Origin of the sequence: Dyadobacter pollutisoli (assembly GCF_026625565.1) — a bacterium.
GTDB classification, from domain to species: Bacteria; Bacteroidota; Bacteroidia; order Cytophagales; family Spirosomataceae; genus Dyadobacter; species Dyadobacter pollutisoli.
This window is the reverse complement of sequence record NZ_CP112998.1, coordinates 2,285,443-2,300,571: the sequence shown is the minus strand read 5'-3', so window position 1 is coordinate 2,300,571 and position 15,129 is coordinate 2,285,443. Positions and strand designations below refer to the sequence as shown.

The 15,129-nt window shown below is 44.4% G+C and carries 16 protein-coding genes, 1 tRNA gene and 1 pseudogene; 7 read left to right on the top strand and 11 right to left on the bottom strand.

All coding sequences use genetic code 11. The features are described from left to right. Positions 1–209: 209 nt before the first annotated feature. The 3 genes from ON006_RS09470 to ON006_RS09460 are packed head-to-tail and all read left to right on the top strand — an operon-like array spanning position 210 to position 2,939. A complete protein-coding gene (locus ON006_RS09470) occupies positions 210–1,142 on the top strand; it encodes a hypothetical protein (RefSeq protein ID WP_244824246.1) in 933 nt (310 codons plus the stop codon). 11 nt (positions 1,143–1,153) lie between these two features. Next, positions 1,154–1,705 carry an RNA polymerase sigma factor gene (locus ON006_RS09465; RefSeq protein ID WP_244824245.1) on the top strand — a complete coding sequence of 184 codons (552 nt, stop codon included), beginning with the start codon at positions 1,154–1,156 and terminating at the stop codon, positions 1,703–1,705. Next, a complete protein-coding gene (locus ON006_RS09460; protein WP_244824244.1) occupies positions 1,695–2,939 on the top strand; it encodes a hypothetical protein in 1,245 nt (414 codons plus the stop codon). Before ON006_RS09465 ends, ON006_RS09460 begins: the two co-directional genes overlap by 11 nt. A gap of 5 nt (positions 2,940–2,944) precedes the next feature. Here the strand turns inward: ON006_RS09460 and ON006_RS09455 are convergent, their stop codons facing one another. Continuing rightward, complete coding sequence (locus ON006_RS09455; RefSeq protein WP_244824243.1) at positions 2,945–3,646, bottom strand: low molecular weight phosphatase family protein; 702 nt, start codon at positions 3,644–3,646, stop codon at positions 2,945–2,947. Between the two features lie 118 nt (positions 3,647–3,764). Here ON006_RS09455 and ON006_RS09450 point away from each other — a divergent pair, with 118 nt between their 5' ends. After that, complete coding sequence (locus ON006_RS09450) at positions 3,765–4,097, top strand: ArsR/SmtB family transcription factor (RefSeq protein WP_244824242.1); 333 nt, start codon at positions 3,765–3,767, stop codon at positions 4,095–4,097. Between the two features lie 104 nt (positions 4,098–4,201). On the opposite strand, the gene ON006_RS09445 is transcribed toward ON006_RS09450, so the two are convergent. From ON006_RS09445 to ON006_RS09430, 4 genes and pseudogenes are all read right to left on the bottom strand, one after another. Continuing rightward, positions 4,202–5,185: an ISAon1 family transposase gene (locus ON006_RS09445; protein WP_445440900.1), complete on the bottom strand. Its 984-nt coding sequence runs from the start codon at positions 5,183–5,185 to the stop codon at positions 4,202–4,204. Continuing rightward, entirely contained in the window at positions 5,169–5,516 is a 348-nt protein-coding gene (locus ON006_RS09440; protein ID WP_267609976.1) for an ISAon1 family transposase N-terminal region protein, read from the bottom strand. The genes ON006_RS09445 and ON006_RS09440 overlap by 17 nt, the downstream gene beginning before the upstream one ends. 39 nt (positions 5,517–5,555) lie before the next feature. Further along, positions 5,556–6,538: pseudogene (locus tag ON006_RS09435) on the bottom strand (ISAon1 family transposase). Beyond that, the gene (locus tag ON006_RS09430) at positions 6,522–6,896 is read right to left on the bottom strand and encodes an ISAon1 family transposase N-terminal region protein (protein ID WP_244825192.1); all 375 of its coding nucleotides are present in this window, start codon (positions 6,894–6,896) and stop codon (positions 6,522–6,524) included. The pseudogene ON006_RS09435 and the gene ON006_RS09430 overlap by 17 nt, the downstream one beginning before the upstream one ends. Before the next feature lie 191 nt (positions 6,897–7,087). Between ON006_RS09430 and ON006_RS09425 the strand changes: the two genes are divergently transcribed. After that, a complete protein-coding gene (locus ON006_RS09425) occupies positions 7,088–7,438 on the top strand; it encodes an ISAon1 family transposase N-terminal region protein (RefSeq protein ID WP_267609907.1) in 351 nt (116 codons plus the stop codon). After that, positions 7,434–8,417 (top strand): ISAon1 family transposase, encoded by a 984-nt coding sequence (locus ON006_RS09420; RefSeq protein WP_445440921.1) that lies wholly within the window; start codon positions 7,434–7,436, stop codon positions 8,415–8,417. The genes ON006_RS09425 and ON006_RS09420 overlap by 5 nt, the downstream gene beginning before the upstream one ends. Positions 8,418–8,559: 142 nt before the next feature. Here ON006_RS09420 and ON006_RS09415 read toward each other — a convergent pair. Both ON006_RS09415 and ON006_RS09410 read right to left on the bottom strand, forming a co-directional pair. Continuing rightward, positions 8,560–8,632, bottom strand: a tRNA-Thr gene (locus tag ON006_RS09415). A gap of 113 nt (positions 8,633–8,745) precedes the next feature. Beyond that, positions 8,746–10,650, bottom strand: a complete 1,905-nt coding sequence (locus tag ON006_RS09410) for a DUF349 domain-containing protein (RefSeq protein WP_244825166.1) — start codon at positions 10,648–10,650, stop codon at positions 8,746–8,748. 106 nt (positions 10,651–10,756) lie between these two features. Between ON006_RS09410 and pdxH the strand changes: the two genes are divergently transcribed. Continuing rightward, complete coding sequence (pdxH, locus tag ON006_RS09405) at positions 10,757–11,398, top strand: pyridoxamine 5'-phosphate oxidase (protein WP_244825168.1); 642 nt, start codon at positions 10,757–10,759, stop codon at positions 11,396–11,398. Here pdxH and ON006_RS09400 read toward each other — a convergent pair. The 4 genes from ON006_RS09400 to miaA all read right to left on the bottom strand — a co-directional run bounded on the left by ON006_RS09400 (position 11,395) and on the right by miaA (position 15,129). After that, positions 11,395–11,991 carry an ASCH domain-containing protein gene (locus ON006_RS09400; RefSeq protein WP_244825169.1) on the bottom strand — a complete coding sequence of 199 codons (597 nt, stop codon included), beginning with the start codon at positions 11,989–11,991 and terminating at the stop codon, positions 11,395–11,397. The genes pdxH and ON006_RS09400 overlap by 4 nt on opposite strands. A gap of 95 nt (positions 11,992–12,086) precedes the next feature. Continuing rightward, entirely contained in the window at positions 12,087–13,370 is a 1,284-nt protein-coding gene (locus tag ON006_RS09395; RefSeq protein ID WP_244825170.1) for a citrate synthase, read from the bottom strand. A 319-nt stretch (positions 13,371–13,689) separates the two neighbouring features. After that, positions 13,690–14,142, bottom strand: coding sequence for a hypothetical protein (locus tag ON006_RS09390; protein ID WP_244825171.1), 453 nt, complete (start codon positions 14,140–14,142; stop codon positions 13,690–13,692). A 30-nt stretch (positions 14,143–14,172) separates the two neighbouring features. Beyond that, positions 14,173–15,129: a tRNA (adenosine(37)-N6)-dimethylallyltransferase MiaA gene (miaA, locus tag ON006_RS09385; RefSeq protein ID WP_244825172.1), complete on the bottom strand. Its 957-nt coding sequence runs from the start codon at positions 15,127–15,129 to the stop codon at positions 14,173–14,175.

Genomic DNA, 15,129 nt, shown 5'->3' with positions numbered 1-15,129 from the left:
AAAACGACTCGCAAAAAAGCACTTGCCATGACATGAAGGCTTTTATACTTGAGTTGGACTTTGCGGGCATACAAAAAGTTTACCCGCCTCAAATTTGAGGTATGCAAAAAGCCCACGGGAAAAAAGTTTGCGCTCATATTACCCGTAAGGCAACCGGCAGTTCACGATTTCTCGTCTATATCAATGAACTCTTAACTTCCCTGTTTTCCATGAGAAATTCGATCCGCATTCTTTTATTTGGCCTTACCGTACTGTTTGTTGCATGTGACATCAAAAACGAAGCAACTCCCGGGCCTGATGACTCCGCACCGCAAGCCGCGATTGCAGCTGTACTTCAGGCATTTCCAAAGGCGACATCATTAAAGTTTACACCCATTGAAGCTAATCGGGTGTGGCAGGCGAAATTTGCAGTTGACGCAGCCCGGATGGCTGTATATGTGAACGACAACGGGAAAATCTACGAAGCCACCGAAGACACAGGCGCGTCCGATTTACCGGCTACTCTACTCCTTTACATTCAAAAACTTTATCCTAAGGCAATCATTTTAGCAGCGGGAAAAAGTGTGAATGACGGAGTTGTGATTGGCTACAAAGTTTCGATACAACCTGATCCGGCTGTCAAATCAGAAAAAACGCTGCTGTTCGATGCCGATGGCAACATTACCTTGGACGTGGATGCCGGTAATATAAACGCTGAGGATTTGCCGACAGAAAGCGCCGTGAGCTACGGCATTGCATTTACTGATCTTCCTGAACCGGTGAAAGCTGCATTGGCTGGTTTTACATTTCAAAAGGGTCTGGCCTCGACAGACGATGGCAAAACCACCTACCATGTCTTCGCCACGAAAGACGGTATCATTACATCATTCGTTTTTGATGGATCGGGAATCGTTCTAAAATCGTACGAGGAAGGCCCGATCACCAATCCATCCGAAAATCAGTTACTAACGGCTGACACGCTACCCGACACGATTAAGGCCTATTTGAACAAAAATTATGAGGGCTGGACATTCGCCAAAGGCGTGATCAACAAGAAGGACGGGAAAGTAACAACTTATCTTGTATTGTTTTTGGTTACTGATACCTATTACTCCGCAGAGTTCGATGCGGAGGGTAAGCTCCTGACTGTTCAAAAGCTCTAACCTGCCAATAGATGCCTATTTCGGCGAATGAATTGACCGCCTGTCAACAACAAGACCGGAAAGCCCAGGCGACCCTGTATGATTATTACAAGGGTCGCTTACTTGGTTTTTGTCGACGATATGCCAGAACGGTCGCAGAGGCAGAAGATATTATGCTTGATAGTTTTGTAAAAATCTTCGCTCAATTGCATACGGTAAAACGAGTGGAGTCCTTGGATGCCTGGGTGAAATCAGTGACGATTCGCACGGCGATTGATCATTATCGCAGCCAGTTGCATGAGCCGGTCGTCGTACCGATCGAGGCGGCTGCCGAAGTTGCCGACAACAGTTTCAATACCTTTCTCGATCAACTGAGCATCGAAGAGATTCAGCGGATGATCGCGCTTCTACCGACCGGCTATCGTATGGTTTTCAACTTGTATCTGATTGACGGATTTTCACATGCTGAGATTGCCCGGTTGCTGGGCATCTCCGAAGGCACTTCGAAATCACAACTCGCAAAGGCCAAGGCGCTATTTTTTAAAACAATTAAGGGCAATCCCAACCTTTTTTATGCACCCTGACGACGAACTTAAGAAACGGCTCCGGGAACGATTTGCCAACTACGAACCGGAACCGGAGACATCCTGGCAGCAATTTGAAGGGCGATTATCGCCTCCTACACAACCAGTTCATAGGAAAAGGCGAACGGCTGTGGCGATCGCGCTTTTGTTGCTTATTGTGACGGGAGCAGGATTTTGGATAAACCGGCAATTTCACGCCGGGAATTTGAAGGCGTCCAGCAAGGTGATAGTTGAAAAACAAGTGATAAGTAGTCGTCCGAGGCAAACAGAGCCAGTATCTGTCTTGCCGCGACCTGCTGTCAATGCCACCGAAATCACGTCTTCAAAAGGAACTTACATTCATCCAAAGGAACAAATAGCAAAAGCTAGTCACCGAAGTAATCTAAAAAACAGCATTCGCTCAGGTATCAGCTATGCTGATGAAATAAATTCATCCTTTTTCTGGCGAGACCCAGCGAAAAGTAAATTTACATCAGGGAAAGATTCATCATTATTAGCAGCTGATTTCAATGATAATATAATTGGGAACATGCAGCCTTTAAATGCCCGGCACATCTCCTATCTTTCTGTCGGACTTTTACCTCCTCATTTGCCTATACAATCTGCCAGCAACGAAAACATTAAAGCCGAACCGGTTCACGCCTCGCATACATGGGTAGTAAAAGGAGGACCATTTCTGGGCTACAGTGTAATGAATTCGAAAGTCAGGGAAGGTAACATCGCTGTACAGTTAGAGAACTTGCGCACATCGCTGCCACAGCGGTTGGGATGGGACCTGTACGTCGGTCGGCAGCAATCACTTTCTCGCGACAGACAACTGGAGATGGGCGCAGTACTTCGTCAATTCGGCCAGGCTATCCGTTATCAGGTGCCAAATGGCGAGTATTCCGTAGCAGTGCAGCCCGATCGTTCCATGATTGTTACACAGCTACGCGATACGTTAACCGACCGATCAAATCATATTCAGGCCGGACTTCGACTCGGATACAGTGCTCCTATTTCACTCTTTTCAGGTTTGCATTGGGGAGTTGGCGGGGAAGCCGTTTACCAGTTCAACCTACATCGCACGGTAATGAATGCAGAAGTAACACTCGGAAAAACGCTGACTGGAAATCGTTCAACAGCCCTCCTGATTGAACTATTTGCCAACACCGCCATCAGACCCGCTTACGACAGCAACACGTGGGTGCGGGTTCTGCCCTATCGCATCGGCCTGCGCATTGGCGTCCATTAGTGAATTCACATTTTCACCTTTGAAAAAACATAGAGTGTTTCTGTCGCGATCTGCTTGCAACGTTCGTCGTATTTGGCCGCTTCTTCCGGTTTACCATCAAATTCCTTCGGGTCATTATAAGGGATGGCAACCCTTGAAGCAGCACCTTTTACAACAGGACAAGCTTCATCAGCCTGGGAACAGGTCATTATAGCGCAGAAATTGCTTTGAGGATTGCTACTGTCATTATATTTCTTCGAGAATGCCTTTACAGGTTCAGTTCCATCCGCATAGCTTACATGATAAACGGGGTTTTTGCCTTCTGATATTTTTGCAACATCAAAACCCGCTCTCACACAGGCAGCAACAGCTCGTTCATTGAATGCGGTAGCCTCAGTACCGCCGGAATATGCTTTCACATTGGGAATATCATAGTAGGCAGCGGCAGTAGCTGCCCAGATTTGTCCGAAATGGCTGCGTCTGGAATTATGGGTACAGATATAAGTCAGCTGCGCCGGTTGTGCCGCTTTTACTTGCTTTTCTATAAATTGTGCAATCTTGTCAAGTTCCGCCAGGCGGTCTTTGGGTATTTTTGAGAAGTCTTCCTTAATGGTGTTGATGTAAGCAGACAGCTTTGGATTCAAGACTTTCTTGATGTCGAGGTTTTGCGATGGCATGGTGGCAGCAGTAGTCAAAAAGGATATAATTAATAAATTGATCAGGTTCATATATTTAATTAAAGTAAGTAGTTGTTCAAACAGATCGTAAAGATACGATTGAAATAATCGAACAAAAAAATATTTATCGTAATATTACAATTAATAAATTGATCTTTATATTTGCATCATGGGAGTCACAAAAACTGAAATATTCACCGAGCAACAGAACCGGATTGCAGATCTGGCCAAGGCGTTTTCGCATCCGGCAAGAGTTGCGATCATGCAGCTGCTGATTGCAAGGAAAGCCTGTGTTTGCGGTGATTTGGTCGATGAGCTGGAACTTGCCCAGGCGACTGTATCGCAACATTTAAAGGAATTGAAACGGATCGGAATCATTCAGGGTGAAATTAACCCGCCACGGGTATGCTATTGCATTAACCCAGTCGTGTGGGAGGAAGCACAAAAAACTTTTGGCTCCTTTCTGGATACGTTTGCCGTCACTACATCCTGCTGTAATTAATCGGGGTATTTTTTTGAAGAAATCAATCGCAATATTACATTAAACCAATAGAAACAATGAGCCAATTAAATGGATCAAGACCAAATGTTGTGGAGCAACTAGGATTAAGCATATAATTGAGTGAGCCTGTAAAGGAAGAACTCTACATTTCTTACGCCTCTGAATTGACTTCTAAACGCTTTGATTTTAGCATTGAAGGATTCTGCCGAAGCGTTAGTGCTCCGATTATCGAAGTAATTGACGATAGTTTTATAGTGGTTCTCGATCGATCGGGCGACCGTATTAAATGATTTAAAACCGGATTGCCTGACCTTTTCATGCCACTTTGCAAGCCTAGTTAATCCGTAAATCTTTTCGGTCGTATTGGTGAAGATATTGCTAAGTTCCTGAGCCAGATCATATGCTTTTTTAAGGTCTGGGAAGCGCTCAAAGACCAGATGGGCTCTCTCTTTTTGATTCTCAGTCCAGGTGTTTGGCTTTTTGTAAAGTGCATATCTGCTACGTGCCAACAGTTGCTTAACGGTGTCTCCGTTTGACAATACTTCCGCGACATATTCGGTTTGAGTGACTGTCGCTTGTTCAATGGCATCATTTTCTCTATCCAGAGCTTCCCAGCGGTGTTTGATGCGGAGTTCTTGCAAAGCTTCAACAGCTAGCCTTTGCACGTGAAAACGGTCAGTAACGCGTGTAGCTTGCGAAAAACACCGCTTAGCAATCATAGTCATACTACCGGCCATATCCAGAGTTATTTCTGTTACTTTTTTGCGTTGAGCCTCGGGGATCTTACGAATGACCTCAATGACCACTTCCGCCTTAGTGCCGGCCACAATAGCTACTATACTCCCTCTTCCGCCTTTAGCAGCTTTGTTTGTAAGTATTGTATAAAGTTCACCACGGGAAAGGCTGGTTTCGTCTATCGATAGCTGTGGTCCCAAATTTTCAGGGTACAGAAGCCATTTTTTTGCGTGCCCTCTCTGGTCCCAATCTTTGAATCCGCTCTGAAAATCACGGTAGTGGCGTAACAGATCCTTGCCATTGACGCCATAAAAACGGCCAATACTCCAAACATCATTAGCCCTCGTATCCACCAACCACTTTTAAAAAAGCGGAAAACTCACTCGTCATCCGCGTTCCTTCTGCTACCTCGTTCCAATCTCTATGGACAACTTTACCCGTCATAGTATTGAGCCATCTGCGACGTTTGACATGAAGAAAAACTTTGTGACCTCGAATTGGAAAATCTTGTAGAGTAATGGAGGGAAAATAACCTTTGGAGAGTAAATCTGAACGTCTTGGATCGGCTTCTTCGTAATTCTTCTCTTCCAAATAAACATGATAACGTTCGTCTGACTTCTCTACATGGGTCAGCAAATAATTCTCAATTATAAAATCCGGTAAGATTAACTCGATAAGCGGCAAGAAACTGGATCAAGACCAAATGTTGTGGAGCAACTTGGATTAAGCATATAACTGAGTAAGGCGATAAAGGAAGAATTCGACGTTTCTGACACCCCTGAACTGACTCCTGAACGCTTTGATCTTTGCGTTGAAGGATTCTGCCGAAGCGTTAGTGCTCCGATTATCGAAGTAATTGACGATAGTTTTATAGTGGTTCTCGATCGATCGGGCGACCGTATTAAATGATTTAAAACCGGATTGCCTGACCTTTTCATGCCACTTTGCAAGCCTAGTTAATCCGTAAATCTTTTCGGTCGTATTGGTGAAGATATTGCTAAGTTCCTGAGCCAGATCATATGCTTTTTTAAGGTCAGGGAAGCGCTCAAAGACTAATTCAGCTCTTTCTTTTTGGCTCTCTGTCCAGGTATTTGGCTTTTTATAAAGTGCGTACCTGCTGCGAGCCAAGAGCTGCTTAACCGTGTCACCATTTGACAATACTTCGGGCAGATATTCAATTTGATTTATTTTAGCCTGTTCGATGGCATCATTTCTGAGTCCAGAGCTTCCCAGCGATGTTTAATACGGATTTCTTGCAAAGCTTCAATAGCTAGCCTTTGCACGTGAAAACGATCTGTGACGCGCACAGCCCGAGGAAAACATCGCTTGGCGATCATAGTCATGCTACCGGCCATGTCCAAGGTGATTTCAGTTACTTTCTTACGTAGCGATTCGGGGATTTTGCGAATGACTTCAATAACTGCTTCGGCCTTAGTACCAGCCACAATGGCCACTATGCTTCCTGGCCCGCCTTTGGCTGCTTTGTTTGTAAGTATTGTATAAAGTTCACCACGGGAAAGGCTGGTTTCGTCTATCGATAGCTGTAATCCCAAATTTTGAGGGTAGAGAAGCCATTTTTTTGCGTGCCCTCGCTGATCCCAGTCTTTAAATCCGCTCTGAAAATCACGATATTGGCGTAATAGATCCCTGCCATTGACCCCATAAAAACGGCCAATACTCCAAGCATCGTTAGCCCTCGTATCCACCAATTTCCGCCCGGCGGCCCGGTTTTAAAAAAGCGGAAAACTCACTCGTCATCCGCGTTCCTTCAGCTACCTCTGTCCAGTCCCTGCAAACCACTTTTCCAGTCCTGGTATTGAGCCATCTACGGCGTTTGATATGAAGAAATACCTTATGACCTCGAATCGGGAAATCTTGTAGAGTAATGGTGGGAAAATAACCTTTGGAGAGTAAGTCGGCTTTTCTTGGGTCACCTTCTGGATAATTCTTCTCTTCCAAATAAACATGATAGCGCTCTTCTGACTTCTCTACGTGAGTCAGCAAGTAGTTTTCAATTATAAAATCCGGTAAGATTAACTCAAGAAGCGGCAAGAAACTCTCCAAAACAAAATGGTTTGATTAAAAACACAAACCTAGAAAAATCCTATCCCCTCCACAAGTTTTTGATTTGATCCTAGATAAATCCTATACGCTCCACAAGTTTTTGATTTGATCCCCCCTATCCCGGATCAGTCCGAAAAGTTGGGGGGAAGGAAAATAATTGTTTGTTTTGCGATGAATCAATTTAAAGAGCATTGCAAGAGTCTTACCAAGCCCTAGTCCGTTTCCTGTTGCCCGAGGGCATCCTCGATTATTTCGAGCTTTCCAAAATAGTTGAAGGCCTCACTGGCCTGAATATCTATCTGGAAGAAAAGAATCTTCCTCCTGCCGAATACAAGGATCAAAAATTAGAGTCCAAAGGCTTTTTACCCGAGATATACATTCAGGATTTTCCGATTCGTAACCAACGTGTCACACTCTGTATCAAGCGCCGCCGGTGGGAAGTCAAGGACACCGGCGACATTGTTAGCAGGGATTGGAATGTAGTGCAACAGGGAACTCGGATGACCAAGGAGTTCGCTGATTTTTTAAAAACAATGTATTGATAATAATCCCGTCAGTTGTTCACAGCTAGGCAAATACTTTCATCTCGACGGCAAACAGCTTCAACAGCAATACAAGGACCACATCAGTGATTACAAAGACTGGGGTCAGCGCGAGCATGCTGCTGAATGGCTTTTGTATCCAGAAAACACCGGTCCATATTTAAGTATTGACGAAACTTCACTATCCAATGGCGAACTTTACACGATTGTAACTAATAAGGCTGCAAAAGGTAGAAAAGGCTCTTTGCTGGCAATGATAAAGGGTACGCAAGCAGCATCAGTGATTGAGGTTTTGCGAAAAATTCCCAAGCGTATTCGCAGCAAAGTGCGGGAAGTAACACTGGATATGGCTGCCAATATGGGAATGATAGTCAGTCGGTGTTTCTCCAAAGCAGCAAAGGTTATAGACCGGTTTCACGTTCAAAAACTTGCTTATGATGCTGTCCAGGAAATCAGGATCAAACATCGTTGGCAAGCTCTGGATCAAGAGAATCAGGCTATTGAAGCTGCAAAGCAGGCAGGTGTGCCATACGAACCTGAAATTCTTGCAAACGGTGATACAATCAAGCAGCTATTGGTCAGAAGCCGTTATTTGTTATTTAAGCACTGCGACAAATGGACTGCTTCGCAAATCCAGCGTTCCAGATTGCTCTTTGAGCGTTATCCGCTCATAAACCAAGCCTACAAGCTGGCGACAGGATTAGGGACAATTTTTAGGACTTGTAAATCAAAAGAACATGCCTTCAAAAAGCTTGCGCTCTGGTACAATCAAGTGGAAGATTGCGGCCTTGATTCTTTCAAAACCGTTGCCAAATCTATTCAAACCCACTATCTGGACATTCTGAACTTCTTCAATAACAGAAGCACGAATGCTTCGGCTGAGTCCTTCAATGCGAAGATCAAGGCTTTTAGGTCGTCATCCAGAGGAGTGAGAGATATTCCATTTTTCCTATTCAGGCTTACCAAACTCTATGCTTAATATTCCCCAAGAATTCAGCTTGATCCCCTATCCCCTCCACAAGTTTTTGATTTGATCCCTGATCCGTTAGGTTGTGTATCAAAACGTGTAGCAAATAAAAAAGCACTTATAAGTTTTACCTTATAAGTGCTTGATTTTCAAGAGCCCCCAGTCGGGATCGAACCAACGACCTACTGATTACAAGTCAGTTGCTCTACCAGCTGAGCTATGGAGGCCTTTTTTACTTTCTGATAGCGTTTCTTATTCCGTTATCATGGTGCAAAAGTAGTAGGAAAGACTATTCAACGCAAGTAGTGGCAAGTATTTTTTTACAAACTTTTTTGCATTTTTATATAGCCTCCTGAATTATAGTCAGTTGGTGTTTTAAATCTTCCAGCTGATTTTGCGCGGCGCTGATTTTCCTTTCAAATTCTTGCTTCAACCGGTCAGAAGTTTTCGATTTTGCGAAGAATTCAATGTTATTCTGCCATAATGCAATGTCGTTTTCAAGCTGCGTAATGCGACGTCTGATGTCGCTTTCCTTGCGATACAGGTTACGGCCACCCTCGCCGTCTCTCACCAATTCCACTTCACTTTCCAGTACAGCTTGTTCTTTCTCCTTGGTAGAAAGCTGGCCGATCGCACTCACATAGGTATTTATGGCAGCAATGTAGCGCTTCTGGATCGTTTGCATGTCTTTCTTTGGTACGAAGCCGATCGAAGACCATTCACTCTTAAATGCGCTCAAAAGGTTAAGGGAAGACTCATCCTTACTTTTGGCAGCCGTTTCGATTCGCTCGATCAGGTCTGTTTTACGTTTCAGGTTATTCTCAAACTCTTCTTCTACCTCCTTATTCTTGGCGCGTTTCTGATCAAAATAGGCGTCGCATGCTTTTTTGAAACGATCATAAATAGTATCCTTGAATTTCTCGGGAACCTGGCCAATACCTTTCCATCTTTTCTGAAGTTCAATGATCTTCTGCGTGGTCGACGGGTTATCTTCGCCCGTTGCCAGGATCGCTTCCGCATCGGTACACAGCTGGTTTTTCAGTTCCAGATTTTGCTCTCTTTTTGCTTCAAGCTGACGGAAAAACTCTCCCTTGTTGTTGAAGAAGGTTTTAAGTGCTGCCCAGAATTTCTTGCTCAGGTCTTTTCCTTCCTCACGTGGCATAATGCCTTTCAAAGCAACCCACTGGTCCTGAAACGCCATGATTTCCTTCGTCTTGGCATTCCACTCCTTAATACTGCCTGAATTGTAGGACGTAAATGGTACGATCGACTCGTAAATTTTGAGTTTCAGGTCGTAGTTTTCCTGCATTGATTTCTTCTGCTCGGCAAACTGGCCTCTCTGTGCATCATAAAGCACATCCAGCGCTTCCTTGAATCGCTGCCATAGTTTCTCCTGATCTTCTTTTGGAGCGGGGCCCAAATGTTTGTATTCTTCAAAAATATGATTGGCGTCATTCAGGATTTCACGCGTCATTGGACGGTTTTCCAGCGATTTCCCCAACTCTTCCACCTTCTCGCAAAGCTCAGCTTTCAATTCTGCATTACGGCGTCTGTCGAGCTCTTTTAGTTCAAAGTATATGTTGCGGTTGCTGAAATAACGGTCGATCAATGCATTATAAGTAGCCCATAATGTACCGTTATGCGGACTTGCTATATTACCTGCGTGCTTCCAGTCTTCCTGAATTTTCTTGAACTCTTCCCAGCTGGATTTTAGGCCCGAGGCATCCGTTTCGCGGTTTCCCTCGTCTTCCAGCAGTGAGCGAAGACGTTGCAGCAGAGCCGTTTTTACATTAAAATTCTTCTCTTTTTCTTTCTCCTGGCTCTGATAGTACGAGTTCTTCATCCCTCTGATTTCCCTGCTCAGGGAGTCAATTTTCTGGGTTTCGGCATCGTATCTGTATTCAAAACCATCCTCGCCACCAGTATCGGCAACGAAAGCACTAAGAGCGGCTTCCCTGTCTTTCAGTTTGATCTGATCGAGCACGGGACGGATTTCGCGCGCCACTGCTTCTGCCTTTTTCAGCAGTGCCGGCTTCGCTCCTTCCGCCTGTATAGACGCCAGTTCATTCTCTAACAAGTTAACCAGTTGTTCTTTCGACAATTGGCTGTAATCAACGTCCGGCACTTCCTCCTCATGTTCTTCCGTCAACTCATTGTTAAGATCAATTTCCAGGGTGTCAATCGTCTTTTGTGTCAGGTCTTCCTGCTCGTCGCTTTTGACCCCTTCCTGTTGTTCTTGTGCCATCGTGGTTCTTGTTTCGTAAGTACGTCTCTTATGGATTACAAATCTAATAATCTTTCCTCTGAAATGGCTAATTTTGGCTTCTTAACATTGAACATATTAGCATCCAATGGACCATAACATCGCAAAAATCCGCCATGACTATAATTTAAAGGGACTCCATGAAACAGATTTGGACCCTGATCCACTGAAACAGTTCAAGTTATGGTTTAACGAAGCAGTAAAGGCCGATATCACAGAGGCTAATGCCATGCTCCTCAGTACCGTATTTAATGGCCGCCCGTCGGGCCGGATTGTGCTGCTGAAAGACCTTAATCAGGTTGGTTTTTCATTCTATACCAATTACCACAGCAAGAAGTCCATTGAGATGGAATCCAATCCGCAGGTAGCATTGACATTCTTTTGGAAGGAATTCGAAAGACAGGTCCGGATCGAGGGCCGCATTGAGAAAACAACAGCAGCAGAATCCGACGAGTATTTTGCTGTTCGTCCGCGTGGAAGCCAGATCGGCGCGTGGGTTTCGGACCAGAGTGAGGTCATTTCGGGGAGGGAAGTATTGGATGACAAAACCCGGGAACTGAATGAGCGTTTCAGGGATCATGCTGTACCCCGCCCACCGCATTGGGGAGGCTACCGGGTCACCCCCGATTACATTGAATTCTGGCAGGGACGGCCCAGTCGCTTGCACGACCGGCTCGCCTACCTGAAAACTGTTGATAACAGCTGGAAAATCGAAAGATTGTCACCCTAGTTCTTTGGGCTTTTGTCCGGAAGCGATCCCAAAACATACTCGCCGAGCGGCGAAAGTGTATAACCTGGTTCATGACTAATAGTCAGGCCCAGGTTTTTTAATTTGCGGACATTCAGTTTCAGCCATTCCTTCTCTTTACCAACTTTGGTAGCCAGTTCCACTGCGCGTAATTTTGGGTTTTCCTGAATCGCCTTTAACACTTTTGTTGTCCAGTTACCCTGGTTGCTGAATTTGTCCAGTTTCTGTAATTTATCTTTAACCAAATCCAGTTCCTCATCGCTGATCTGGCTCTGCTCTCTCAGATTAATCCGGGGATCGGCGCTTTGATAAATGACACCGATTTTATAAACGGTCCCGTCTTCGAACTTTGTCATTTCTGTGACCAATGACTGCAAATCTTTGAAGCCGGCCTTTTTAGCGTCGTCGTCTGATATTTGAGACAGATCTGTCTCCGTTATATCCGTAATCTTTACGATACCAATGCTGGTTTTGAGTAGGCTGCCTTCCTTTACGGCCAGTTTCTTCCATTTCCTAAACGCCAGGGAAATCTGCCCTGACATAATCCCTTCCAGCTGTTTTTGTTTAATAAGCATAACTTCCTATAATTCCGGTGTCCTGATATGTATTTATAAAAAAAGAGATTGCCACGTATGAGCAATCTCTTCCTGGTATTTTATGTAAAAGAAAGTTATCGTTCACTCATTGGAACAAAGTCTCTTTTCGGAGCTCCTACGTACACCTGGCGTGGACGACCGATCGGCTCTTTGTTTGCACGCATTTCCTTCCATTGCGCAATCCAACCCGGCAGACGGCCTATCGCGAACATCACCGTGAACATATTGGTAGGAATACCCAATGCACGGTAAATGATCCCGGAGTAGAAATCTACGTTCGGGTAAAGCTTGCGTTGTACGAAGTACTCATCTTCCAACGCAGCTTTTTCAAGTCTCTGGGCAATTTCGAGAACTGGATCATTGATACCCAACTTGTTAAGCACATCGTCAGCTGCTTTTTTGATGATTCTTGCACGTGGGTCAAAGTTTTTGTAAACCCGGTGGCCGAAACCAAACAAACGGAAACCGCTGCTTTTGTCTTTTGCCATATCAATGTACTTCTGCGTATCACCACCATCGTTCTTGATCGCTTCAAGCATTTCAATCACTTCTTGGTTTGCACCACCATGAAGTGGGCCCCACAATGCACTGATACCGGAAGAGATGGAAGAATAAATATTAGCATGAGACGAACCTACCAGTCTTACGGTAGAAGTAGAGCAGTTTTGTTCGTGATCAGCATGGAGGATAAGCAATTTGTTCAAAGCTGCTGACACTACCGGATCCACGTTGTATTTGGCAACAGGTAGTGAAAACATCATATTCAAGAAATTGGAGCAATAATCCAGGTCGTTCTGAGGATAGTTAACCGGATGTCCCTGTGATTTCTTGTAAGACCAGGTTGCAATGGTTGGCAACTTGGACATCAGGCGGATAATGTGCAGCTGCGTCACTTCATCGCTATTCTGATCATTGGTATCAGGATAAAAAGCGCTCATCGCACTCACCAGTGACGAAAGCACGCCCATTGGATGTGCATTCACCGGAAATCCTTCAAAAATCTTGCGCATATCCTCGTTAACAAGTGTATGCGTTCTTATATCATGCTCAAAATCAGCGAATTGCTTTTCAGTAGGAAGCTCTCCGTAAATCAAAAGATAGGCTACTTCCAGAAATGATGACTTTTCGGCCAGGTCTTCGATCGAATACCCTCTGTAATTCAGGACTCCTTCCTCACCATCCAAAAAAGTTATAGCGCTTTTTGTGGCGCCGGTATTTTTGTAACCTGCATCAATTGTAATATACCCTGTCTGGTCACGCAATTTCGCAATATCAATCGCTTTCTCTTGTTCACTTCCTTCAATTATAGGGAACTCGTACTTTTTACCATCAAGGGTTAATTCAGCTATTTGGGACATATTAAATAAGAATAAAATTAAAAAGGTTAATGATCAAGATATTGCAAATCAGGTCAATTCAATCCAAAGATTTTCCGCCTTACTGATTTACTTATCCAACAAATTAATTTTGTGTTAATTGAAATCAGGATTAACCATTTCCCGATCCGACACAAGCCGCAATATCTTAAAAAACTGTGTACTTTCTATTATTATCCGTGTTTTATTTGTGAAAATTCAAGACCTGGACAATAATATTTCACAATTTTAAGTATTAATGCTAATATTCTATTGCTATTAAAAATACTGCAAAAAACGGCTGATTTTAGCGGTTTCGAAGTTAGTGCTGCTCAGGTTTGCCTATCACCGCAACAGTATCCTTCGGCCTCCCTGGTTCAAGAAGCCTCTTCACAAGATACCGCCCATACAGTCCCAGCAAAATCACCGGCAGCAAATGTGCCCCGTAAATGAATGCTTTACCAGTAATGCTGTATGTGAATGACGAAAAAGTGATATACACATACATAAACCAGCCTACCTCAACCGCTATAAATGCCGAATAAACAAGCAACGCTGTCTTTTTCCCGACAAAGCGGTATACCAGCTCACTGATCAGCAACGAAATACCCACCACCAGCAGCACAGTCAACAGCGCCCGCGGGAAGTTTTTAATGTAACTATGCTTGTAAACCAATACGCCAATTTTCCCGATTAGATTCGGATGGGCCAACAGGTAGGCATCCGTAACACTCAAAATCAGCAAAAGCAACATGCTGCTTATCTTCCTGTTCATTGGTATGACGTCATTAATATGTACTTACTCTTACTTTATACCCGAAAATCTGTCTTTTAATTCCTGATAATTCGTCGAAATAAACTGAATTTTCTCAGTTTCCGACCAATCATCAGGCAGCCAGCTGATTACCAGCCTATCCTTCTCCATCTTACGAAAAAAAGTCATCTGCCGCTTCGCAAAACGGTGTATTTCCGTTTCAAGCCTTGCATGCATAGTCGCATAATCCGTTTCGCCGGTCAGGTACTGGGTCACATATTTATATTCCAGTCCATAATAAATCAGCTGCTCAGCTGACAAGCCATTATTCAGTAACTGCTGCACCTCATCGACCAATCCGTTTTTGAGCCTTTCACGAAGTCGCCTGGTAATTCGTTCCCGCCGGATCTCAACCGGAGGATTAAGTCCATAGATAACCGGTTCATATTTATTTTCGGAAGAAGTGAATGCTCTGCTTCTATCCGGCTCAGTCAAAATAAACTCTGCAATTTCAATGGCCCTGACCAAACGTTTCCGTGTGGACGTATCGGCAACCGCGTGATAAGCCGAATCCATTTGCATAAATCTCGCCAGCAATGATTCGGTTGGCAAACCTTCCAGTTCTTCTCTTAGCCGCTCATTCACGGGCACCGCTGCATATGCATGGCCTCTCAACAATGAATGAATATAAAAACCGGTACCGCCACAGAGGATCGGGCAATGTCCTTTGGTCAAAATCTGATGGTATGCCTGTTCAAAGTCATGTTGAAAGTCGTTGACATTGTATTGCTCGCCGGCCTCCCGGATGTTGATCAAATGATAAGGAATGTTTTGTCCATTCACGATGTATTCGTCCAGGTCCTTGCCGGTACCAATGTCCATGTTTTTGTAAACCTGCCTGGAATCTGCACTGAGTATCTCTCCATTCAGCTCATGGGCTACCCTGGTGGCAATGTGTGTTTTGCCGGAAGCGGTGGGGCCGAGGATGACAAGTAATGGTAAAGTCAT